The 23,140-nt window shown below is 65.6% G+C and carries 19 protein-coding genes and 1 pseudogene; 12 read left to right on the top strand and 8 right to left on the bottom strand.

The features are described 5' to 3' along the window. The first annotated feature begins 11 nt into the window (after window positions 1-11). Window positions 12-986, top strand: coding sequence for a DNA polymerase III subunit delta (gene holA, locus MB901379_RS15955; RefSeq protein WP_158019234.1), 975 nt, complete (start codon window positions 12-14; stop codon window positions 984-986). Window position 987: 1 nt separating this feature from the next. On the opposite strand, the gene rpsT is transcribed toward holA, so the two are convergent. Continuing rightward, window positions 988-1,251 (bottom strand): 30S ribosomal protein S20, encoded by a 264-nt coding sequence (gene rpsT / locus MB901379_RS15950; protein ID WP_158017527.1) that lies wholly within the window; start codon window positions 1,249-1,251, stop codon window positions 988-990. A gap of 136 nt (window positions 1,252-1,387) precedes the next feature. On the opposite strand from rpsT, the gene MB901379_RS15945 reads away from it, so the two are divergent. Genes MB901379_RS15945 through MB901379_RS15935 form a run of 3 tightly spaced genes read left to right on the top strand, consistent with a single transcriptional unit; the run spans window position 1,388 to window position 4,880 of the window. Further along, window positions 1,388-3,064: a circularly permuted type 2 ATP-grasp protein gene (locus tag MB901379_RS15945; protein WP_158017526.1), complete on the top strand. Its 1,677-nt coding sequence runs from the start codon at window positions 1,388-1,390 to the stop codon at window positions 3,062-3,064. Further along, a complete protein-coding gene (locus tag MB901379_RS15940; protein WP_158017525.1) occupies window positions 3,064-4,041 on the top strand; it encodes an alpha-E domain-containing protein in 978 nt (325 codons plus the stop codon). The genes MB901379_RS15945 and MB901379_RS15940 overlap by 1 nt, the downstream gene beginning before the upstream one ends. After that, entirely contained in the window at window positions 4,041-4,880 is an 840-nt protein-coding gene (locus MB901379_RS15935) for a transglutaminase family protein (RefSeq protein ID WP_158017524.1), read from the top strand. The genes MB901379_RS15940 and MB901379_RS15935 overlap by 1 nt, the downstream gene beginning before the upstream one ends. On the opposite strand, the gene MB901379_RS15930 is transcribed toward MB901379_RS15935, so the two are convergent. The 3 genes from MB901379_RS15930 to MB901379_RS15920 form a co-directional block, all read right to left on the bottom strand. Beyond that, entirely contained in the window at window positions 4,877-6,292 is a 1,416-nt protein-coding gene (locus MB901379_RS15930) for a PE family protein (RefSeq protein ID WP_158017523.1), read from the bottom strand. The two genes, MB901379_RS15935 and MB901379_RS15930, sit on opposite strands and share 4 nt — an antisense overlap. Window positions 6,293-6,451: 159 nt before the next feature. Then, complete coding sequence (locus tag MB901379_RS15925) at window positions 6,452-8,056, bottom strand: PE family protein (protein WP_158017522.1); 1,605 nt, start codon at window positions 8,054-8,056, stop codon at window positions 6,452-6,454. 201 nt (window positions 8,057-8,257) lie between these two features. After that, window positions 8,258-9,097 (bottom strand): ribonuclease Z, encoded by an 840-nt coding sequence (locus MB901379_RS15920; protein WP_158017521.1) that lies wholly within the window; start codon window positions 9,095-9,097, stop codon window positions 8,258-8,260. A 185-nt stretch (window positions 9,098-9,282) separates the two neighbouring features. Here MB901379_RS15920 and MB901379_RS15915 point away from each other — a divergent pair, with 185 nt between their 5' ends. Then, the gene (locus MB901379_RS15915) at window positions 9,283-9,711 is read left to right on the top strand and encodes a CBS domain-containing protein (protein ID WP_158017520.1); all 429 of its coding nucleotides are present in this window, start codon (window positions 9,283-9,285) and stop codon (window positions 9,709-9,711) included. A gap of 72 nt (window positions 9,712-9,783) precedes the next feature. Here MB901379_RS15915 and MB901379_RS15910 read toward each other — a convergent pair whose 3' ends face one another. After that, window positions 9,784-10,398, bottom strand: a complete 615-nt coding sequence (locus MB901379_RS15910) for a type II toxin-antitoxin system PemK/MazF family toxin (RefSeq protein ID WP_158017519.1) — start codon at window positions 10,396-10,398, stop codon at window positions 9,784-9,786. Here MB901379_RS15910 and lepA point away from each other — a divergent pair. Further along, window positions 10,392-12,383 (top strand): annotated as a pseudogene (lepA, locus tag MB901379_RS15905) (translation elongation factor 4). The gene MB901379_RS15910 and the pseudogene lepA overlap by 7 nt on opposite strands. A gap of 135 nt (window positions 12,384-12,518) precedes the next feature. Continuing rightward, window positions 12,519-13,283, top strand: coding sequence for a sensor domain-containing protein (locus tag MB901379_RS15900; RefSeq protein WP_158017518.1), 765 nt, complete (start codon window positions 12,519-12,521; stop codon window positions 13,281-13,283). 16 nt (window positions 13,284-13,299) lie between these two features. Here the strand turns inward: MB901379_RS15900 and MB901379_RS15895 are convergent, their stop codons facing one another. Together MB901379_RS15895 and MB901379_RS15890 are read right to left on the bottom strand one after the other, a co-directional pair. After that, window positions 13,300-15,279 (bottom strand): glycoside hydrolase family 15 protein, encoded by a 1,980-nt coding sequence (locus tag MB901379_RS15895; RefSeq protein WP_408632388.1) that lies wholly within the window; start codon window positions 15,277-15,279, stop codon window positions 13,300-13,302. 146 nt (window positions 15,280-15,425) lie between these two features. Then, on the bottom strand, window positions 15,426-16,682 hold the full coding sequence (locus tag MB901379_RS15890; RefSeq protein WP_158017516.1) for an FAD-dependent oxidoreductase: 1,257 nt from the start codon (window positions 16,680-16,682) through the stop codon (window positions 15,426-15,428). A gap of 35 nt (window positions 16,683-16,717) precedes the next feature. Between MB901379_RS15890 and MB901379_RS15885 the strand changes: the two genes are divergently transcribed. The 5 genes from MB901379_RS15885 to MB901379_RS15865 all read left to right on the top strand — a co-directional run bounded on the left by MB901379_RS15885 (window position 16,718) and on the right by MB901379_RS15865 (window position 21,154). Continuing rightward, window positions 16,718-16,912, top strand: coding sequence for a hypothetical protein (locus MB901379_RS15885; RefSeq protein WP_158017515.1), 195 nt, complete (start codon window positions 16,718-16,720; stop codon window positions 16,910-16,912). Window positions 16,913-17,262: 350 nt separating this feature from the next. Beyond that, window positions 17,263-18,318 (top strand): sulfate ABC transporter substrate-binding protein, encoded by a 1,056-nt coding sequence (locus tag MB901379_RS15880; RefSeq protein ID WP_158017514.1) that lies wholly within the window; start codon window positions 17,263-17,265, stop codon window positions 18,316-18,318. Further along, window positions 18,315-19,166 (top strand): sulfate ABC transporter permease subunit CysT, encoded by an 852-nt coding sequence (gene cysT / locus MB901379_RS15875; RefSeq protein ID WP_158017513.1) that lies wholly within the window; start codon window positions 18,315-18,317, stop codon window positions 19,164-19,166. The genes MB901379_RS15880 and cysT overlap by 4 nt, the downstream gene beginning before the upstream one ends. Next, entirely contained in the window at window positions 19,163-19,981 is an 819-nt protein-coding gene (gene cysW, locus MB901379_RS15870; RefSeq protein ID WP_158017512.1) for a sulfate ABC transporter permease subunit CysW, read from the top strand. The genes cysT and cysW overlap by 4 nt, the downstream gene beginning before the upstream one ends. A 15-nt stretch (window positions 19,982-19,996) precedes the next feature. Further along, the gene (locus MB901379_RS15865) at window positions 19,997-21,154 is read left to right on the top strand and encodes a sulfate/molybdate ABC transporter ATP-binding protein (RefSeq protein ID WP_232021880.1); all 1,158 of its coding nucleotides are present in this window, start codon (window positions 19,997-19,999) and stop codon (window positions 21,152-21,154) included. Here MB901379_RS15865 and MB901379_RS15860 read toward each other — a convergent pair. Continuing rightward, entirely contained in the window at window positions 21,118-23,121 is a 2,004-nt protein-coding gene (locus MB901379_RS15860) for an OPT family oligopeptide transporter (RefSeq protein WP_158017511.1), read from the bottom strand. The genes MB901379_RS15865 and MB901379_RS15860 overlap by 37 nt on opposite strands. Between the last annotated feature and the right edge of the window lie 19 nt (window positions 23,122-23,140).

Genomic DNA, 23,140 nt, shown 5'->3' with positions numbered 1-23,140 from the left:
AGATTTCGCCGTTGCATTTGGTCCTGGGCGATGAAGAACTGCTGGTTGAGCGGGCGGTGGGGGAGATCCTGCGGTCAGCACGGCAGCGGGCCGGCGCCAAATCGGGTGGGGACCCAGGCGTTGACAGTGTGCCGGTTGACCGCATGCGTGCGGGCGACGTCAGCACCTATGAGCTGGCCGAACTGCTGAGTCCATCGCTGTTCACCGAGGAACGCATCGTGGTGCTCGAGGCCGCCGCGGAGGCGGGTAAGGATGCGGTGGCCATCATTGCTTCGACGGCCGCTGACATCCCGCAGGGCACCACCTTGGTGGTGGTGCACTCCGGTGGCGGGCGAGCCAAGGCGTTGGCCGGGCAGCTGCAGTCGCTGGGTGCTCGGGTCCATCAATGCAACCGGATCACCAAGGCCGGCGAGCGCGCCGACTTCGTGCGTGCCGAGTTTGGCTCGTTGCGGGTCAAAGTCGACGACGAAACGGTGACCGCCCTGCTCGACGCCGTCGGCTCCGACATTCGCGAGCTCGCCTCGGCGTGTTCACAGCTGGTGGCCGACACGGGTGGCCATGTCGATACCGCCGCCGTTCGCCGCTATCACAGCGGCAAAGCCGAAGTGAAAGGGTTCGACATCGCCGACAAGGCGGTCGCCGGCGACGTGGCCGGTGCCGCGGAGGCGTTGCGATGGGCGATGCTGCGTGGCGAACCGCTGGTCGTGCTGGCCGACGCGCTGGCCGAGGCCGTGCACATGATCGGCCGGGTGGGACCGTTGTCCGGCGACCCGTACCGGCTGGCCGGGCAGCTGGGTATGCCGCCCTGGCGGATACAGAAAGCCCAGAAGCAGGCGCGACGATGGTCGCGCGACAAGGTGGCAACGGCGATGAGATTGGTGGCTGACCTCAACGCCGACGTCAAGGGAGCGGCAGCCGATGCCGACTACGCATTGGAATCCGCGGTCAGGCAGGTGGCCGAATTGGTCGCCGACCGGAGCGGATGAGTCAGGCCAGCTTGTTGAGGGCCCTTGCCAGGGCCGACTTCTTGTTGGCGGCCTGATTCTTGTGGATCACGCCTTTGCTGGCAGCCTTGTCCAGCTTGCGGTTGGTCGACGCCAGCAATTCCGCAGCCTTTTCCTTGTCGCCAGCGTGAGTGGCCTCGCGGAACGCCCGGACGGCGGTGCGTAGCGACGACTTCACCGACTTGTTGCGCAGTCGGGCGCGCTCGTTCGTGCGGTTGCGCTTTTGCTGCGACTTGATGTTGGCCACGCGTCAGTTCCTTATGTCGATTCGGCGATTGCTCGGGTGCACTGATACCCGACAGCGACTGCTCAGGTTATCAGTCGGTTACGTTTTCGCCCAAAAGACCAACCCGTGGCCTGCCGGAATGTCGGATTAAGGCAGCATGTCACGAGTGAGGCTTTCGGACCCGATCGAGGTGAACAGGCGGCGGTCGCCCGCTCGCAAGGAACGTATTTTCGACGGCTACAACGAGTCGGATGCCTATTCGATGGCTTTCGACGAGATGTTCGATGCACAGGGCAGCGTTCGTGGCCCCTACAAGGGCATCTACGCCGAGTTGGCGCCGTCGGATGCGTCCGATTTGAAGGCACGCGCCGAGGCGTTAGACCGCGCCTTCATTGACCAGGGCATCACGTTTTCGCTGTCCGGCCAGGAGCGCCCGTTCCCGCTCGACCTGGTGCCTCGGGTGATCTCGGCTACCGAATGGGCCCGCTTGGAGCGGGGTATCACCCAACGCGTCAAGGCCCTCGAGATGTACCTGGACGACATCTACGGTGATCAAGAGATTCTGCGCGACGGCGTGATACCACGACGATTGGTGACGTCCTGTGAGCACTTTCACCGGGAGGCCGTGGGGATCGTTCCACCCAACGGCGTTCGGATCCATGTCGCCGGTATCGACCTGATTCGTGACGACCGTGGCGACTTCCGGGTTCTCGAAGACAATCTGCGCTCGCCGTCGGGGGTGTCCTATGTCATCGAGAACCGGCGCACGATGGCGCGGGTCTTCCCGAACCTGTTCGCCACGCACCGGGTCCGCCCGGTTGACGACTACCCCGCGCATCTGCTGCGGGCACTGCGCAACTCCGCGGCCACCAACGAGGCCGACCCCACCGTGGTGGTGTTGACCCCGGGCGTGCACAACTCGGCGTATTTCGAGCACTCGCTGCTGGCCCGGCAGATGGGGGTCGAGCTCGTCGAAGGCCGCGACCTGTTCTGTCGCGACAACCAGGTGTACATGCGCACCACGGAGGGCGAGCGTCAGGTGGATGTCATCTACCGGCGCATCGACGACGCGTTTCTGGACCCGCTGCAGTTCCGTGCCGACTCGGTGCTGGGGGTCGCCGGCCTGGTGAACGCCGCCCGCGCGGGCAACGTGGTGGTTTCCAGCGCCATCGGCAACGGCGTGGGTGACGACAAGCTCGTCTACACCTACGTGCCCACGATGATCGAGTACTACCTGGGTGAGACGCCGCTGCTGGCTAACGTGGACACCCTGCGGTGCTGGCTGGATGACGAACGCGAAGAAGTGCTGGATCGGATCGGCGAACTGGTTCTCAAACCGGTCGAGGGATCCGGGGGCTACGGCATCGTGTTCGGTCCGGACGCTTCCGAGAAGGAACGGGCCACGGTGAGCAAGAAGATTCGTGACGATCCCCGTAGCTGGATCGCGCAGCCAATGATGGAGTTGTCCACCGTGCCCACCGGGATCAAGGGCGCGCTGGCACCGCGGTATGTCGATCTGCGCCCGTTTGCGGTCAACGACGGCGAGGACATCTGGGTGCTGCCGGGCGGCCTGACCAGGGTGGCTTTGGTGGAGGGATCCCGAGTGGTCAATTCCAGCCAGGGAGGTGGATCCAAGGACACCTGGGTGCTGGCGCCACGGGCGATGGCCGCCGATCGTGAACTGGGCCGTGCTCAGGTGGTGCGGAAACTGCCGCCGCCGGTGCCCGAGGCGAACCTAGATGGTTCCTGGCCGACACAGCAGCAACCGCAGCAGATTCAACAACCGCAGGACGAACTTCCCCAGCAACAACAGCAGCAGAAGGTGATCGACTGATGCTCGCCCGTAATGCCGAAGCTCTGTATTGGATCGGTCGCTACGTCGAGCGCGCCGACGACACCGCGCGGATCTTGGACGTCGCGGTGCACCAATTGCTCGAAGATTCCAGCATCGACCCCGACCAGGCCTCCCGGGTGTTGCTCAAAGTGCTTGGGATAGAGCCCCCCGACCACGAGTTGGACGTCTGGTCGCTGACGGACCTGGTGGCTTTCAGCACCAACGCCCAGGGCGGCAGCTCGATCGTCGACGCCATCTCAGCGGCGCGGGAAAACGCAAAGTCGGCCCGCGAGGTGACGTCCATTGAGACCTGGGAGTGTCTCAATACCACCTACCATGCTCTTCCCGAACGCGAGCGAGCCGCCAAACGACTTGGGCCGCATGAGTTTCTATCCTTCATCGAGGGCCGCGCGGCAATGTTCGCCGGGTTGGCCGACTCGACGCTCTCGCGTGACGACGGATACCGATTCATGTTGCTTGGTCGTGCGATTGAGCGGGTCGACATGACCGTGCGCCTGCTGTTGTCGCGGGTGGGGGACAGTGCGTCATCGCCGGCGTGGGTCACTCTGCTGCGCTCGGCCGGCGCGCATGACACCTATCTGCGAACCTATCGAGGTGTGTTGGATGCCGGAAGGGTGGTGGAGTTCATGATGCTTGACCGGCTGTTCCCGCGCTCGGTCTACTACTCGTTGCGGTTGGCCGAACACAACCTCGACGAATTACTGCACAATCCGCAGAGTCGGGTCGGGGCGACCACCGAAGCGCAGCGGCTGCTCGGCCAGGCCCGCAGCAAACTCGAATTCGTGCAGCCCGGTGTGCTGCTCGAGTCCCTGGACAGCCGCCTGGCGGGCTTGCAGAGAACCTGCCGAGACGTCGGAGAAGCACTAGCGCTGCAGTATTTCCACGTAACACCGTGGGTGGCATGGACCGATGCTGGCCGCAGTGGCCAACTGGTCGGTCGGCAAGGAGAAGCCTGATGTGGCGAATGCGGGTGGTGCACAGCACCGGGTACGCCTACGAATCGCCGGTCACCGCGTCCTATAACGAAGCGCGGTTGACGCCGCGCTCCAATACCCGGCAGAACGTCATCCTCAATCGTGTCGAAACCATCCCGGCTACGCGGTCCTACCGCTACGTCGACTATTGGGGTACCGCGGTAACGGCGTTCGATCTGCATGCGCCGCATACCGAATTGACGGTCACGTCCTCGTCCGTCGTCGAGACCGAGCGTCCGGAACCTCCGTCGGCGAAGACCACCTGGGAGGAACTGCAATCCGACGCCGTCATCGATCGGTTCGACGAGGTGTTGCGCCCCACCGAGTACACCCCGACGAGCAAGCGCGTGGCCGCCGTGGGTAGGAGGATCACCAAGTATCACGATCCCCGCGAAGCCGTGATTGCCGCGGCCCGATGGGCGCGCAGCGAATTGGATTACCTCCCTGGTACCACCGGAGTGAGTTCGTCCGGGCTAGACGCGTTGGAACAAGGTAAGGGCGTCTGTCAGGACTTCGCGCATTTGTCGCTGATTATATTGCGCGGCATGGGAATTCCGGCGCGCTACGTTTCCGGATACTTGCACCCCAAGCGTGACGCCAAGGTCGGCAAAACCGTAGAAGGACGTAGCCATGCCTGGATTCAGGCCTGGACCGGTGTGTGGTGGAACTATGACCCCACCAATGACACCGAAATCACCGAGCAGTACATCAGCGTCGGTGTCGGTCGCGACTACCGCGACGTGTCCCCGCTGAAGGGTATTTACTCCGGGCTCGGGGCGACCGACCTGGATGTGGAGGTGGAGATCACCCGGCTGGCCTAGGGACTGGGGCCGGTGGCGCCGTTACCGCCGTACAGGAATCCACCCGCGCCGCCGGGCCCCCCGGCGCCGTTGGCGCCGACGCCGAAGCCTCGCCCGCCCGCTCCGCCATTGCCTCCGTAGCCGATTAGTCGCGCGTCGCCACCGGCGCCGCCATTGCCGCCCTCGGTGCTCAACGCGTTGCCCACGCCACCGGCCCCACCGTCGCCGGCGTTGCCGATCAGGAAGGCGCCGGCCCCGCCGGATCCGCCATAGCCGCCACCGGAACCACCGGCCCCACCTATGCCGCCTAGGCCGAACAATCCGGCTCCGCCGCCATCCCCGCCGGTTCCCCCGGCGAGCGGGACGGCGACGTTGCCCACGCCACCGTTGCCGCCCGCACCTCCGAGGCCGAAGAACACCGCCGCGCGGCCACCCGATCCTCCCGCGCCCCCGAAGCCGGAGACGCCGTCCCCGCCCAGGCCGCCAACACCGCCATTGCCGAACGCGTATCCTCCGGCGCCCCCGGCACCGCCGCCCCCGCCCGCCATCGCGCCCAGCCCGCCGCCGCCGCCGACTCCGCCGCTGCCCAGCAGTGCACCGGCGCTGCCGCCGTCGCCGCCTTGACCGCCCTGGCCGGCCGCGCCGAGGGAGTTGCTACCACCAAGGCCGCCGGTCCCGCCGTTGCCGAACAGCTGCGCGTCGCCGCCGAGTCCGCCGAGCCCTCCCAGGACGGCGCCGGCCACGCCCGCGCCGCCAGCTCCGCCGGTCCCGCCGTCGCCGTAGAGCAGGCCGCCGGAGCCACCGTTGCCGCCGGTGCCACCGAAACCAGCCGCGACGCCGACGCCCCCGGTGCCCCCGGTACCGCCGGTCCCCAGCAGCCCGGCGTTGCCGCCCAGTCCGCCGCTGCCACCCGGGCCCCCGGTACCGCCGGCGCCGCCATTGCCGATCAGCCCGCCGGCGCCGCCACCACCGCCGGCCACACCGGCGAGCGTGCTGTCGCCTCCGCGGCCGCCGTCGCCGACCAGCAGGCCGCCGGCCTCGCCGGGTTGCCCGATTCCGCCGACGGTCCCACCGTCAGCGCCGTTGCCGATCAGGGGCCGGCCCAGCAAGGCCTGGGTGGGCGCGTTGATCAGGCCGAGCAGGCTCTGCGCACCGGCGGCCTCGGCGCCAGCATACGAGGCGCCGCCGACGGACAGGGCCTGCACGAGTTGGTCGTGAAAAGCCGACATCTGGGTGCTGATGCTTCGATAACCCTGGGCGTGGGCCCCGAAAAACGCCGCGACGGCGGCCGACACTTGATCGGCGGCTGCGGCCTGCACGCCGATGGTCTCGGGCGCCGCCATGACATTGGCCTCGGCGATTGTCGAACCGATACCGGCCAGGTCGGCCGCGGCCGCAGCGATCGCCTCGGGACTGAACAGCACATATGACATGCGGCACCCCCGCGATCAACCACTGGACCAGGTGCGGATGATAGCGCGATGTGATTGCCCGGTGGGGGCATTTCGTTGCCTCCGGACCGCCGGGGCGATGCAGGCCGGTGCGCTTGTTTGCACCGCGACCGAATTCGTCAGGCTCGGCGAGGCGTCTAGCTAGCCTCCGGAGGTGCCGTCTTGTCCGAACAGGATGCCGCCGCTGCCGCCGCTGCCACTCGCGCCGTCGGGGGTACCGTCGCCGCCGTGCGCGCCGTCGCCGCCGTTGCCAATGAGCCGTGCATCGCCGCCATTTCCACCGGCCCCACCTGTCACGGAGCTGGCGCCGCCCTCGGCGCCGTTGCCGCCGTTGCCGAGTAGCCACCCCCCGTACCCGCCGTTGCCTCCTTGGCCGCCCTCGCCGGTACCGGTGCCTGCGCCGCCGACCGCCCCCCAGCCGCCGTTGCCGATCAGGTAGGCGCTGCCACCGTCGCCGCCTTGACCACCGGCGGGGTTGCCAGAATCGCCGGCGCCGCCCACGCCGCCATTGCCGCCGTTGCCGATCAGCAGGCCGCCGGTGCCGCCTCGCGCGCCCTGGCCACCGCCGGCACCACCGTGGCCGCCGGCCCCGCCGTTGCCGAAGAGCAGGGCCGAGCCGCCGCTGCTGCCGACGCCGCCCCCGTTGGCGACGTTGAAACCGTCGCCGCCGTTGCCGCCGTCGCCGCCGTTGCCGTAGAACAAACCGCCGCTGCCGCCGAGCCCACCGAAACCGCCGAACCCATCGCCGCTGGTGGCCACGCTGCTGGCGCCGTCGCCGCCGTTGCCGCCGTTGCCGAAGAGGATGGCGGTGCCGGCGGTGCCGCCGGACCCGGAGGTGAACCGGCCGGCGCCGCCGTCGCCGCCGTCGCCGCCGTTGCCGATGATGATCCCGGCCCGACCCCCGTCGCCACCGCTGCCGCCATCACCGTCGGTGCTCGTACCACCCAGACCACCGGCCGCGCCGTTGCCGAACAGCCCGGCTTCGCCACCGGCACCGCCCCTACCCCCGAATCCGCTGGTGCCGGCACCGACCCCGCCGTCGCCGCCGGCTCCGCCGGAGCCAAACAGGTAGGAGCGACCGCCGGTTCCGCCGTCGCCGCCGGTCGCGGCAAAGGCGTCGTACCCGCTGCCCCCGGTGCCGCCGGACCCGCCGTTGCCGAACACCAGTCCGCCGTTGCCGCCGGCCCCGCCGGCGCCGCCGTTGGTGCTGCTGGCATCGGCATCGCCGCCGTTGCCGCCGCCACCACCGTTGCCGAAGAGTCCGGCACTACCGCCCGCGCCGCCGCCTACGCCGGCATTGGTGCTGTCGCCACCCTTGCCGCCATTGCCCCACAGGAAGCCGCCGTCTCCGCCGTTTTGTCCCACCCCGTTGACGGTTCCGCCGTCGGCGCCGTCGCCGATCAGCGGGCGGCCGAACAGCGCCTCGGTAGGCCCGTTGATCGCGTTGAGCAGGGTCTGCTCGACGTTGGTGGCCTCGGCGGACCAGTATGCGGACCCGCTGGTGGACAGGGCCTGCACAAGCCGCTCGTGAAATGCCGCCGCCTGGGCGCTGAATGATTGATAGACCTGCGCGTGCTCGCCGAACACCGCGGCGATGGCGGCCGACACTTCATCGGCGGCCGCTGCCGGTAGGAAGGTCGTGTGGGCTGCCGCCGCCGCGTTGGCGGCGCTGACAATCGAGCCGACGTTGGTCCAATCGGATACCGCCGCGCCCACTAGCTCCGGTGTCACGACCACAAACGACATTTACGACCACCACCACTTCACGGCCACACACCCACAGCTGGTCAATATCGACGGGAGAAATATTACTCAGCTGCAACAGGGCTGATTTGTGTTTCCACAAAACCGCGCGTCGAGTCATCCGAGCGTTGGGAACTCGGTGTCAACCTTGTCATAGCGCGGGTTCCGCCGCCGCCGTGGTTCGTCGGCGGGTCTGGCGAGCCGCTACCGGGCGTGCACTTCGACCCGATGCAGATCGTCGCCCAGTTCGATGGTTCCGTCGAATTCGGTTGCGGCCAAGGACCGCCACTGGTCCTCTTGGCCCGGGACCGGGGCCGGCACATAGTGCGTCATGATCAGCGTCCCCACACCGGCACGAGCCGCGGTTGCGGCCGCTTCCTGCACCGACGAATGGTAGTCGCAGATATCTTTGACCCGCTGCTGCGGGAAGTGGGTGACGATGTCCTTGCGGATCACGGTGTGCACCAATGCCCCTGCACCGGTAGCTAATTCGTCCAGGCTGGTGCAGGGCACCGTATCGCCGGCCAGCACCACCGACGCGCCGTCGGATTCGATGCGGAATCCGATGGTAGGCGCCACCGGACGATGATCGGTGGGTGCCACCCGGATCGTCACGCCGTCGCGGTCCCACACCGTGCCCGCGGTGAATTCGTGGACGTCGACAGGTGGCGGCGCGGTCAGATCGGCGTGGTGGGCGATTCGGTAGCCGATGTCGTGGCCGAACGCCTTCAGCGTCGCCGCCACCACCTCCGCGGTGCCCGGCGGGCCGATGATCTGTAGGGGCGGGGGATCGGGCGCGAAGTTGGCGACCCAGCTGGTAATGATCACGTCGCCGAGTTCGGCGATGTGGTCGCTGTGCAGGTGGGTGAGCAGCAGAGCCGACAATCCGGCGGCGCCCACGCCGACCGCCGCCGCACGCTGCAGCACCCCACGGCCGCAATCGACCAGGAATACCTGTCCGCCCGCCCGTACCAACGTGGATGGCCCAGCACGGTTCGGGTCGGGGATCGGGCTTCCGGTGCCGAGCAACGTGATCTCAATCATGGCCCCATCTTTGCAAGCCGGATCCGGTAGTTGGTGGTCCGATCCGTCGATTCGGCCGGGGCCACCGGATGGGTACCGGCGGGCGGGTGTCGGCATTACCGCCCGTGTTGGGGTGTTGGCTTTCCCGTTGCGCGAGTTAGCCGTAGCCTGGGTGTGAATCGGGTCACAATTAGTGGGAGGCCTTAATGCGGATCGCGGACGTCTTGCGGAACAAGGGGGCGGCGGTTGTGACGATCAACCCCGAAGCGACGGTCCGGGAATTGCTTGCCGGTCTGGCTGAGCAGAACATCGGCGCGATGGTGGTCGTCGGCGCGGAAGGTGTGGTCGGCATCGTGTCGGAACGCGATGTGGTCCGCCAGCTGCACATACACGGCGCCAGTGTGTTGACTCGCCCGGTTTCCAAAATCATGACCAGTGCCGTTGCCACCTGCGCGAAATCGGACACGGTCGACAGCATCAGCGTGCTGATGACCCAGAACCGGGTCCGCCACGTGCCGGTGCTCGACGGCCGGAAGCTGATCGGCATCGTCAGCATCGGTGACGTGGTGAAGTCGCGCATGGGTGAACTCGAGGCCGAGCAGCAGCAGCTGCAGTCCTACATCACGCAGGGGTGATGCCTCCAGGCTGAAGGTCTGGCCGATTGGTCGGGTTGATCGCTCGACCCGACGCCAGGTGCGCGCGTCCACTCAGCGCCAGGAGTAGTCGGCACGCAATCGCGCGGCAACCACATCGAAGACCTCACGCTGCAGGATGGCGCCCTGACGCCGGATGCTTTCCTCGGGCACGTCGAGCACCCGGTCTAGCCGCACCCAGCTCGGTCGTTGCTCATGGTCCCAGTCACCGGTGCCGATTTCGACCCAGTCTCGATCCGCGGCGTGGTGTTGCTGGCTGGACACGGTAAGCCCCAGCAATACGTTGCGGTCGCGGCCCACAACAAGCACCGGCAGGTCTTCGCCCTGGGTGGGATCGTCCTGGTAGACCACCCAGGTCCAGACGATTTCGCCCGGGTCCGCCCGGCCATCCAGGTTCGCGGCGTAGACGAGCTTGCGGGCGCGCTGTGCGGTGGGAAAGCTGGTGTCGGTGACCGGCCGGCCCGCAGTGATCTCGGCGGGCGGCGGCGGTAGACCCATCGCCATGATGTTGGCGGTGATCTTCACGGCTTGCTGGATGGTTCGGAGTGTTTCCTGCGTGTTTTGCAGCCGCTGGACAACCCGCGGGGCCTCATTGAACACCAAGTTCTCGGTAAAACGCTGGAACGCCTTCCACTGTGACTTTCCGGGCGACTTCTTGTCCGGTGCCATATTCGCAGCATAGACGCGATCGGTGGGGCGGATTGGGTCTCCAATGTGTCCGGGCGGTGCCGCACGGATAGGCTGGATACCCGCAAACCGCCTTCCAGGAGATTCCCATCAGCAGTTTCGCCGACAAAACCTTCACCCCGCCGGCGCAGATACGGAACTTCTGCATCATCGCTCACATCGACCATGGGAAGTCGACGCTGGCAGACCGGATGCTGCAGTTGACCGGGGTGGTTGACGAACGTTCCATGCGGGCCCAGTACCTGGACCGGATGGATATCGAGCGCGAACGCGGCATCACGATCAAGGCACAGAACGTGCGCCTGCCGTGGCGTTTCTCGGGTGGCGCACCGACCGATCCGTCGGCCGACTATGTGTTGCATCTGATCGACACCCCGGGCCACGTCGACTTCACCTACGAGGTGTCGCGCGCGCTGGAAGCTTGCGAGGGGGCCGTGCTGCTGGTCGATGCCGCGCAGGGCATCGAGGCTCAGACGCTGGCCAACCTCTACCTGGCGCTGGATCGGGACTTGCACATCATTCCGGTGCTGAACAAGATCGACCTGCCTGCCGCTGACCCGGACCGCTACGCCGGCGAGATCGCGCACATCATCGGCTGTGAGCCGGACGACGTGCTGCGGGTGTCCGGCAAGACCGGGGAAGGCGTTGCGCAACTTCTCGACGAGGTGGTCCAGCAGGTGCCGCCCCCGCGGGGCGACGCCGATGCGCCGCTGCGCGCGATGATCTTCGACTCGGTCTATGACATTTATCGCGGTGTGGTGACTTATGTGCGCGTGGTCGACGGCAAGATCAGCCCTCGCGAGCGCATTGCGATGATGTCGACCGGGGCCACGCACGAATTGCTCGAGGTCGGCATCGTCTCGCCCGAGCCGAAGCCATGCAAGGGCCTGGGTGTCGGCGAGGTCGGCTACCTGATCACCGGGGTCAAGGATGTCCGCCAGTCCAAGGTCGGCGACACCGTCACGACGGCACGAAACGGTGCCACCGAAGCGCTGACCGGCTACCGCGAACCCAAACCGATGGTCTACTCGGGCCTGTATCCGGTCGACGGCTCGGACTACCCGAATCTGCGCGACGCCCTGGACAAGTTGCAGCTCAACGATGCGGCCCTGACCTACGAGCCGGAAACCTCGGTGGCGCTGGGTTTCGGCTTCCGGTGTGGCTTCCTGGGCCTGCTGCACATGGAGATTACTCGTGAGCGTCTCGAGCGCGAGTTTGACCTGGATCTGATTTCGACGTCACCGAACGTCGTGTACCGGGTGATCCTGGAGGGACGCGAGGGCGACTCGGATGACGGCCTGTTGGTGACCAATCCGTCGGACTGGCCGGAGGGCAAGATCCGCACGGTCTACGAGCCCGTCGTCAAGACGACCATCATCGCGCCCAGCGAGTTCATCGGCACCATCATGGAACTGTGCCAATCGCGTCGTGGAGAGTTGGGCGGCATGGACTATCTGTCGCCCGAGCGCGTGGAGTTGCGCTACACGATGCCGCTGGGGGAGATCATCTTTGACTTCTTTGATGCCCTCAAGTCGCGCACTCGTGGCTATGCCAGCCTCGACTACGAAGAGGCCGGCGAGCAGGAGGCGCAACTGGTCAAGGTCGATATCCTGCTGCAAGGGGAGGCCGTCGACGCGTTCAGTGCGATCGTGCACAAGGATTCGGCTTACGCGTACGGCAACAAGATGACCACCAAACTCAAAGAGCTGATCCCACGTCAGCAGTTCGAGGTACCGGTCCAGGCCGCCATTGGATCGAAAATTATTGCGCGCGAAAACATCCGCGCAATCCGCAAGGACGTGCTGTCGAAGTGCTATGGCGGTGACATCACCCGCAAGCGCAAACTTCTGGAAAAGCAGAAGGAAGGCAAGAAGCGGATGAAAACCATTGGGCGCGTCGAGGTGCCGCAGGAAGCGTTTGTCGCGGCGCTGTCCACCGACGCCGCGGGGGACAAGGGCAAAAAGTAGCTGTGAGACGCAGACCAGCCACATGTACTCGATAGTGACCGACACCGAAGTCGATGGATCGATACCTCGTGCGACGACGTTGGTCCGGGTGCATCGCATCGAGGTGACGTTGCCGAAAGCCTCGGGCACGAACCGATGAGAGTTCGTCGGGTCGTGGCATGTTTGGTGCTTGTGGCGGTGGTCAGCGGCTGCACCTCCGTCATCGCCGGCAACGTCCGGCCGGCGCCGGGGCTCAAGCCGCGTCCCCTCACCGGAGAAACCATCAAACGGGTGCTCCTCGATGACGCTGCCCTATCAAGAATTCTTGACCAGCCCTTGACCACCAAGTCCGATTTGCCGCCGCGGTTCGGCGGCCCGGAAAAGCTCCAGCAGAACTTTGGCGCGGTCTCGCCGGCGGAGTGCGTGGGCGTCACGTTGATGTTGGCGCACGGCGCGTACCGGTCCGGCCCCGTCAAGAACGTCGCGCGCGAGACGTGGTGGAACGCGGCTACCCAACCTGCGACGGTGATCGATGTGTCGGAGGGCGTGGTCGCCTTGCCCACGGCCGCCGACGCCACGGCGCTGTTCGCCACCTTCTCGCAGCAATGGGACCGGTGCAACGGCGCCACGGTCACCATCAGCAGCGGCAGCGTGGCCTTCGCCGACCAGATCTCCGATGTGCGTGTGGTCAACTCTGTGCTGGCGGCAACCGTGTCGATCCAAACGCGGTTGGCCGGCTCGCCAACAACCGGAGCCAGGCCGGAAGCCCGGGCCCTTGGCGTGCGGGGCAATTGCCTGGTCGAAGTTGAGGTCGCGTTCTTCAGCACGCGAAACCCGTCGGACCAAGGGACCGGCGACGTCAACACCAGCGCCATTGACATCGCACACGCCATGATGGACAAGGTCAGCGCGCTGAGCTGATTCGACCGGTGGGGCCTTACATGGGTGCGTTGGCCGGCTGGAAGATTCCCGAGCTGTCGGCTTCCTCCTCGGCGCGGATCACGTGGACCACCGCGTTGATCAGCGCCAGATGGGTGAAAGCCTGCGGGAAGTTGCCCAGGTGTCGCCCCGTCCGCGGTTCGATCTCTTCGGCGTAGAGATGCAAAGGGCTGGCGTAGGACAACAGCCGTTCACACAGTCGCTTGGCGCGGGCCACCTCGCCGATCTCGACCAGCGCCGACACCAGCCAGAACGAGCAGATGGTGAAGGTGCCCTCCTCACCGGACAGGCCGTCGTCGGTCTCCTCGACTCGGTATCGCAGCACCAACCCCTCTTCGGTGAGTTCGTTGGCGATCGCCAGCACGGTGTTGCGCACGCGTGGGTCGTCCGGCGGCAGGAATCGGGTCAGCACCACCAGCAGCAGCGACGCGTCCAGTGCGTCGTCGCCGTAGCGCTGGGTGAACACCCCGCGCGAGTCCACCCCGTGCTCGAGGATGTCTGCCTTGATCTGGTCGGCGATTTGGTGCCATTGCTGAGCGTAGCTCTTCTCGCCCTGCCGTTCGGCTAGCTTGGCTCCGCGGTCCAGCGCCACCCAGCACATCACCTTCGATGAGGTGAAGTGCTGCGGTTCTCCGCGCACCTCCCAGATCCCGCGGTCCGGATCACGCCAGTGCTTGATCGCCTCTTCCACCTGACGCTTCAGCACCGGCCACAACGTCTCGGGAACCTGCTCGCGCGACTTGGCGTGCAGGTAGAACGAATCCAGGATGGAACCCCAGATGTCGTGTTGGTCCTGGTTGTAGGCGCCATTGCCGATGCGTACCGGGCGTGCTTGGTCGTAGCCGGACAGGTGGTGCAGTTCCTCTTCGACCAGGCTGCGTTCGCCCCCGACGCCGTACATGACCTGCAGTGGATGGCGTTCATTGTCGTTGGCGCCGGACACGTCGGCAATGAAGGCGAAGAAGTCGTCGGCCTCGCGGTCCAATCCCAAGGTGTAAAGCCCCCACAGGGCGAAGGTGGAGTCACGGACCCAGGCATAGCGGTAGTCCCAATTGCGTTCGCCACGTGGCGTTTCCGGCAGCGATGTGGTGCTGGCCGCCAGTAGCGCGCCGGTGGGTGAGTAGGTCAGCCCCTTCAATGTAAGCGCGCTGCGTTGCAGGTAGGCCCGCCATGGGTGGTCGGGGAAGTTGCCGATGTTGATCCACTGCCGCCAGCACTCGGTGGTTTGCCACATCTTCGCCGCGGCCTCGTCGTAGGTCTGCGGTGCGGGGTGCTTGGTCCAGCTCAGCGCGACGAACACGTCGTCGCCCTCTTTCATTCTGGTGCGAGCGCGTGCTTCCCGGCCCTCCAGACCGATCCGCAGGTTGGTCGTCAGACGCAGCGTCGGGTGGGCGTCTGGTTGCTTGCTGGACCGGGCGATGGCCTCGCTGTACGCGTTCGCCGAGTATTCCCAGGTAGCGCCGAGTCGGTGATAGTCGAACGCCGGCTCGCAGCTCATCATCAGCTCCACCGTGCCGCTGACACAGCGCACCGTTCGCAGCAGGATGTGCTCGGCGTCCCAGTCCATCGGCGTGCGACGGTGGGTCCGGGATCGACGCTCGATGTCGTGCCAGGGCCCCATGACCAGCGCATCGCGCACGATCAGCCACCCGGTGTGGGTCTGCCAGGTGGTCTCCATGATGAGGCTGCCGGGAAGGTAGCGGCGGGCCGATGGCACCGACACCCCGTATGGGCCGAGCCGGAAATGCCCGGCGCTACGGTCCAGAATCGCGCCGAACACACTCGGGGAGTCCGGCCGGGGCACACACATCCATTCCACCGAACCGGCCGGTGAGATCAGGCAGGTCGTCTCCCAGTCGGACAGGAACGCGTAGTCGGCGATGGGCGGGAATGGATTGCGCAGCGACGAGCTGGACGGCAGGACCGCGGCCGCGCTGAGAGCGACGGACTCGCTGGGCGGTGCCTCGAAAGTTCGGATATCGGCGCTTTGAGCGCTTTGAGCGCCAATGCTGGACTCGGAGTCCTCGTCTGCGTGTTGGGCGTGCAGGACCATCCCGACATCATCGACTGTTGACCTACCCCGCGTCCACCCGTTCGGCTTCTTGTCCGCAGGTGTGTCCGGATTTATCCTGCGCGCCTTGCGTATTTGGGTGCGTGCTCGGGCAGCGGACCAATCGCAATCAGGTAGCCCATCATCCTGCGTAATGCCAGCGACCGGCTCACCAGACGCACCGCCCGGGACGGCTCAGGGGTGGTCTCTTGCACCGCGACCGCGACCACGACGGCGTGGATTGCCCGTTGTATCGCTTGCAGAAACGCGGTTGGGGCCCATCGGCGGGCCTGTAACCACACCAGCCGGCTCCTGGACACCCGTCCACGGCGCAGTCCACCTGCCAGGATTCGTGCGGCGGCGACCGCGTCCGCCACGGCCAGGTTGATGCCAACGCCGCCGACCGGCGACATCGCGTGCGCCGCATCACCGATGCACAGCACGCCGCCGGTGTGCCAGTTCCGGAGTCGATTCAATTGCACATCAAGCAATTTCACGTCGTCGAACGAATTCAAGCTGTCGACGCGGTCGGCGAGCCAGGGCATCATGTTGGTCAGTACCCGGTGCAGCTCGGTGATGCCCTGCGCCCGCAGCTTGGCATCGCTTCCTTTGGGGATGACGAAGGCGATCTGGTAGTAGTCACCGCGGTCGATCGCGATCGCTCCGTGCCCGGCATCGAAGATGCCGGCAAGTCCAGTGGGATCATCGGCCCGGCGAGGCATACGGAACCACCAGACGTCCATCGGGGCACCGAACCCGCGAGGTCTTAGCCCCACTGCGGAGCGCACCGTGGAGCCCCGGCCGTCACAGGCCACGGTAAGGGTGGCGCGCATTTCACGGGTTTCGCCGGACTGGTCACGGTAGGTGACGCCGACGACGCGGTCGTGATCCGATCCGTTGCCCCGCAGTACTCCGGTCGCCTCGGTGCTGCGCAGCAACCGGAAGGTGGGCTCCAGCGCCGCGGAGGTGGCCAACAATTCCAGGAAATCCCACTGCGGCACCAGGGCGATGTGCCGATGGGATCCGGGGAGCCGAGTTAGGTCGATATCCACCGGTTGTCCCTGCATCTTCATCCGAATGGTGTCGATGAGCCGATGTGGAGTCTGGGCAAACCGGGCCTCGAGACCAAGTTCGTCGAGCAGACTCAACGTGCTGGCGTGCACGGTGTCCCCGCGAAAGTCGCGCAGGAAGTCGGCATGCTTTTCCATCACCGTGACGTCTACCCCGGCCCGGGCCAGCAACAGACCGAGCATCATCCCTGCCGGTCCGCCGCCGACGACGAGGCACGTCGTTTCGTCCGATCTTTGCGGCACCCGCCGATCTTGACACATTGGTTTCGGGTACTGGGCCGCATAGTGTGTGTCGGGTGAGCGGGTTCCTGAATTGGTGGGACGGCGTTGAGCTGTGGCTCTCCGGCCTGCCGTTCGCACTGCAGGCGCTGGCCGTGATGCCGGTTGTGCTGGCGTTGGCCTACCCCACCGCGGTGCTGCTCGATGCCCTGCTGGGTAGGGGCATCACGTTGATGCGGCGTGCCCGCCACTCCGACGAGACGTCGGGTTGAGCGGATGCCGCGATCGCACGTCACGTTGGTTCTTGTCGCGCTCATAGTGCTGGTGATTGCGATGTGGTTGCTCACGCATTGAGGCCCGCCGGCGCCGGCGCCGCGGCGAATTCTGTTAGGCTTCGCGACATGCACGCGGAAGCCGGTGTTTTGGGGCGCTCTGAGTTCGCGCCCGGCTGCGTGCGCGCGGTTTCGGTGACCTGCACCGCGGCCCACCTGCACTGTTGTCGCTGACTCCCAATCCGTGCGCGGTCTGGTGTGGAGTTGGTGAATTTCCATCAGTTGTAACTGAACGCCTTCCGCAGCTACGGGAAACTGTCGTCTATAAGTCCCGCATCGGAAGGCCACCAATGTCGCACACGTTGACCGACGTCGCCGGCGCGTCGCGCTGGCGGCCACGGTTGGCATTCGGGATAGCGCTGGCTCTGGTCGGCGCCGTTGCCGCGTGTCACGGTGGACCGAGCGATGTTGTCGGAGGTGGGGGACCCCTCGACGCGAATTCGAGTATCACGCTGGTCGCGTACTCGGCGCCAGAACCCGGGTGGAGCAACGTGATCCCCGCCTTCAACGCAACCGAGGAAGGCAAAGACGTACAGGTGGTGGTCTCCTATGGCGCGTCCAGCGACCAGTCCCGTGGGGTCGCCGACGGCAAACCGGCCGACCTGGTGAACTTTTCGGTCGAACCGGATATCGCTCGATTGGTCAAGGCCGGCAAGGTTTCCAAGGACTGGAACACCGACGCCACCAAGGGGATCCCGTTCGGGTCGGTGGTGACATTGGTGGTCCGTGCCGGAAATCCCAAGAACATCAGGGATTGGGATGACTTGCTCAGGCCCGGTGTGGAGGTCATCACACCCAGCCCGCTGAGTTCTGGTTCGGCCAGGTGGAATCTGCTCGCGCCATACGCGGTGAAAAGCGAAGGGGGCAGGAATAGTCAGGCGGGGATCGATTTCGTCAACAGGCTGGTTCGTGAACACGTTAAGTTGCGGCCCGACTCCGGACGGGCGGCTACCGATGTCTTTGTCCAGGGCAGCGGTGACGTGTTGATCAGCTACGAGAACGAGGCCATCGTGACCGAGCGGCAGGGTAAGCGGGTCCAGCACATCACCCCGCCGCAAACGTTCAAGATCGAGAACCCGCTGGCGGTGGTGACCAGCAGCCCACACTTGGCCGCCGCGACGGCATTCAAGAACTTCCAGTACACGGCCCAGGCGCAGAATCTTTGGGCGCAGGCCGGATTCCGGCCCGTCGATCCCGCGGTGGCCGCCGAATTCCGCGACCAGTTTCCGCCGCCGGTGAAACTGTGGACAATCGCCGACCTGGGCGGCTGGGATACGGTCGATGCACAGTTGTTCGACAAAGCCGGCGGCAGCATCACGAAGATCTATATGCAGGCCACCGGATGACCACCGAGACGCAATCGGATTCACCGCCCGGGCCTTCGGGCCTGCGTCGTGCTGGCCGCACCGGTAGCACCTCGCTTCGGGTCGGTGTGTCGGTGGTGTGGCTGTCGGTCATCGTGTTGATGCCGCTAGCGGCCATCGCGTGGCAGGCCGCGGACGGCGGCTGGCAGGCCTTCTGGCTGTCGGTAACCTCGCACGCCGCGCTGGAGTCATTCCGTGTGACACTGACCATTTCTGTCGGAGTCACGATCCTCAACGCGGTGTTCGGCTTGCTGATCGCCTGGGTGCTGATCCGCGACGACTTCGTCGGCAAACGGTTCGTCGACGCGATCATCGATCTACCCTTTGCCTTGCCCACCATCGTGGCGAGTTTGGTCATGCTGGCGCTCTACGGACACAACAGCCCGGCGGGACTTCATTTGCAGCACACCGTGTGGGGAGTGGGTGTGGCGCTGGCGTTTGTCACCTTGCCGTTCGTGGTGCGCGCGGTCCAACCGGTGTTATTGGAAATCGATCGTGAGACCGAGGAAGCGGCGGCGTCGTTGGGTGCCAGTGGTCCGAAGATCTTCACCTCCGTCGTGCTGCCGTCGCTGACGCCGGCGCTGTTGTCCGGCGCGGGCCTGGCGTTTTCGCGGGCGATCGGTGAATACGGTTCGGTGGTGTTGATCGGGGGCGCCGTTCCGGGAAAGACCGAAGTGTCGTCGCAGTGGATCCGCACCTTGATCGAGAACGACGACCGAACCGGTGCTGCTGCGATTTCCATTGTGCTGTTGTCGATTTCGTTCGTCGTGTTGGTGTTGCTACGCCTAGCTGGCGCGCGTGCGGCTAAGCGTGCGGAGATGGCCGCGTGACGCCCTCCCTCGGGGTTCGCTATCTGATCCGATCGGTAGCGCTCGCGTACATCTTTGCGCTACTGGCGGTTCCGGTGGCGCTGATCCTGTGGCGGACATTCGAGCCCGGGTTCGGCCAGTTCTATGCCTGGATCAGTACGCCGGCCGCGATATCGGCGCTGAACCTGTCGCTTCTGGTGGTGGCAATCGTGGTGCCACTCAACGTCGTGTTCGGGATCCCCACCGCGTTGGTACTTGCCCGCAACCGGTTTCGCGGCAAGGGCGTGCTGCAGGCGATCATCGATCTGCCTTTCGCGGTGTCGCCCGTCATTGTGGGTGTCGCGCTGATCCTGCTATGGGGATCTGCTGGTGCGCTCGGGTTTGTCGAGAAGGACCTGGGCATAAAGATCATCTTCGGACTGCCCGGCATCGTGCTTGCCAGTGTGTTTGTCACCCTGCCGTTTGTGGTGCGCGAAGTCGAACCGGTGCTGCATGAGCTGGGCACCGACCAGGAACAGGCGGCCGCCACCTTGGGTTCTGGCTGGTGGCAGACATTCTGGCGGATTACCCTGCCTTCGATCAGGTGGGGCCTGACATACGGCATCGTGTTGACCGTCGCACGCACGCTCGGCGAGTACGGCGCCGTCCTGATCGTGTCATCGAACCTTCCCGGAAAGTCGCAGACCCTGACATTGTTGGTCTCGGACCGCTACAACCGAGGTGCCGAATACGGGGCCTACGCATTGTCAACATTGTTGATGGCGGTCGCGGTGGTGGTCCTGATCGTGCAAGTGTTACTTGACGCGCGCCGGTCAAGGGCGATCAACCAGGCTTGACAAGGAGACTGTGAAATGACAGCAGCCGCAGCGGAATCCAGCACGCGCGGGTACGCGATCGTCGTTCGCGACGCCTACAAGCAGTACGGCGACTTCGTTGCCCTGGACCATGTCGACTTCGTGGTACCCGCCGGCTCCCTGACTGCATTGCTGGGCCCCAGCGGTTCGGGCAAGTCCACCCTGCTGCGCACCATCGCCGGTCTCGATGAGCCGGATCGCGGCACCATCACGATCAATGGGCGAGACGTGACGGGGGTGCCGCCGCAGCGGCGCGACATCGGCTTCGTATTTCAGCACTATGCCGCCTTCAAGCACCTCAACGTGCACGACAACGTGGCCTACGGGTTGAAGATCCGCAAACGGCCCAAGACCGAAATTAAAGAAAAGGTTGATCACCTCTTGGAGGTGGTGGGCCTGAGTGGATTTCACGGTCGCTATCCCCATCAGCTTTCCGGTGGTCAGCGTCAGCGGATGGCGTTGGCCCGCGCACTGGCGGTGGACCCGGAAGTGTTATTGCTCGACGAACCGTTCGGGGCGCTGGATGCCAAAGTGCGCGAGGATCTGCGGGCATGGCTACGCCGGCTGCATGACGAGGTGCATGTCACAACGGTCCTGGTCACCCATGATCAGGCGGAGGCGTTGGATGTGGCCGATCGGATAGCCGTGCTCAACAAGGGCCGCATCGAACAGGTCGGATCGCCGACCGAGGTGTACGACGCTCCGACCAACGCCTTCGTCATGTCATTTCTGGGCGCGGTTTCCTCGCTCAACGGCGCCTTGGTCCGCCCGCACGACATCCGGGTCGGCCGGACTCCCGAAATGGCGGTCGCCGCCGCCGACGGTACCGGGGAATCCACCGGTGTCTCGCGCGCCATCGTGCACCGGATAGTGGTGTTGGGGTTCGAGGTTCGCGTCGAGTTGACCAGCGCGGCCACCGGCGGAGCCTTCACCGCCCAGATCACCCGCGGCGACGCCGAGGCGCTTGCCCTGCACGAGGGTGACACCGTCTATGTGCGCGCCACCCGGGTGCCGCCGATCGCCGGAGAGGCGCTAGCTCCCGATGGCGACGGTGACGGTGACGGTGACGGTTCTGCCACGCAGGTCAGTATCGGCAGACGTCGGCGGGATCGGGCGGTCTATCCAGCGCGGTCGGGTAGCGGTTCGGGTTCTTGACCAGGTGCCGTTGCCCGAGGTGAGGCCATGGCTCGGGTGTACCGGTAGAGCCACGTGATGACGCCGGCAAAGGCGATTACGCCAAACAGCTGAAACCAGGGCGTGCCTGCGTCGCCCACGATAGCCAACGGCTCGTCCTTGCCGGTGGTCACCACCACCCCGGCAAAGGCGACACCATACAGGCTCTCACCCACTATGAGACCGGTAGCCAGCAGGACGCCCGTTCGTCGCTTGCGCTCATCGGGATCTCCGGATCGGCGCGCCCAAGAGTCGTAGATCCGGCCGAGGACGGCGCCGATGGGGATTACCAGCGTCAGCGCGATCGGCAGGTACATGCCCATGCCCACCGCCAGCGGCGGCAGCCGAAGCTTGGTGGTGGTCTTGGCCAGCGCTTCGTCGAGTACCACCACCGCCGCGCCGATCACCGCACCCAGCCCCACCAGCGACCAATTCAGCGATCCGCCAAATACTCCATTTGCCAGCGCCGAGATCAGCGCGGCCTGCGGGGCGGCCAATGCGTTTCCGGTTGCGCCCGGGGCTCCCTGAAACCCGAACGCGGTTTGCATCAGCTGCAGAATCGGTGCCATGACTACCGATCCGACGACCACGCCAATGACCAGAGCGACCTGCTGTTTCCATGGTGTAGCTCCAACCAACTGACCGGTCTTGAGGTCCTGCAGATTGTCATTGGAAATCGTCGCCACTCCGAAGATCACCGCCGCGGTAAACACCGCGTACGCCACCAGCGCGGGCATCTGGGCGGCGCTGGCAGGGCCATACGTCGCCTTGATCAGCAACGCGGCCACCAGCACCACAAGGATGCCGACACCCGAGATCGGGCTGTTCGACGATCCGATCAAACCGGCCATGTACCCGCACACCGAGGCAACCACCAGCCCGATAACCATGACCAACAACACGCCGGCGGCGACGATGTCGCCGGCGTGTGCATCGATAGGCGTACCGGCGGTGAAGTCCGCGAGCAGTAGTCCGATTGGGATCAGCGAGCCAAGAATCACCAGACCCACAACCTGGATCGGGATGTCGCGCTCGTGCATGCCGACCGCGTGGCCCCGGCGGCGCGTTCGGGCAGAGACGGCGGCATCGGTGATGCCCCGCAGTATCGGACCGGAGATCTTCAAAAAAGTCCAAACCGCTGCTACCGCAATGGCTCCTGCTCCGATGAACCGCACGTCGGACGAGAAGGTTTCCGAGACCACGGTGGTCAGAGCTTCGTCGCGTGGTAGGTGTCCGGCGGTGCGCAAGGGCAGCAATGCGCCATAGGAGATGAGCACTCCCACAAGCATCGCGATACCGACGGTCACTCCTACAAGATGACCCACACCGATCAACGCCAGCGACAAGCTGGCGCCAGCCATCGTTGCGCCCGAACCGGCCCGGAAAGTCGCCGTCAGCGCGTTGCTGATCACCTTCATCGACGCCAGCAGTGCGTAGCCTGCGGCCGCCGCCGCGCCCAGCGCAATTACCCGAAGTCCCCGTCGGTTTTCCTGTGCCCCCTGCGCAGACTCACCAATCTTTAGAACCTCAGCTCCCGCAACACCTTCCGGGTACGGAAGGTCGGAGCCGGTGACCAGTGCGCGGCGCAGGGGGATCGAGTACATCACGCCGAGCAGGCCACCGAGCCCGCACACCGCCATCGTGGTCCAGTACGGGAACCCGCTCCACCAGCCGATCATGATCAACGCCGGCAATACGAAGATGATTGCCGACAGCGTGCCTGCCGCCGAGGCGATGGTCTGCACAATGTTGTTTTCCACCACCGAATGGTTCGCGAAAAAGCGCAGCACGCCCATCGAAATCACCGCGGCTGGTATGGAAGTGGCAAACGTCAACCCAATTCGTAGGCCAAGATAGACGTTCGCTGCGGTGAACACCAACGTAATCAATGCACCCAGGATCACACCGCGAATGGTGATTTCGCGGGTACCAGCCAGCGCCGACGGCATGGGGGTAGACGATATCCGT

Origin of the sequence: Mycobacterium basiliense (assembly GCF_900292015.1) — a bacterium.
Taxonomy (GTDB): domain Bacteria; phylum Actinomycetota; class Actinomycetes; order Mycobacteriales; family Mycobacteriaceae; genus Mycobacterium; species Mycobacterium basiliense.
The sequence above is the reverse complement of the archived record's forward strand: the minus strand, read 5'-3'. Positions and strand labels throughout refer to the sequence as shown.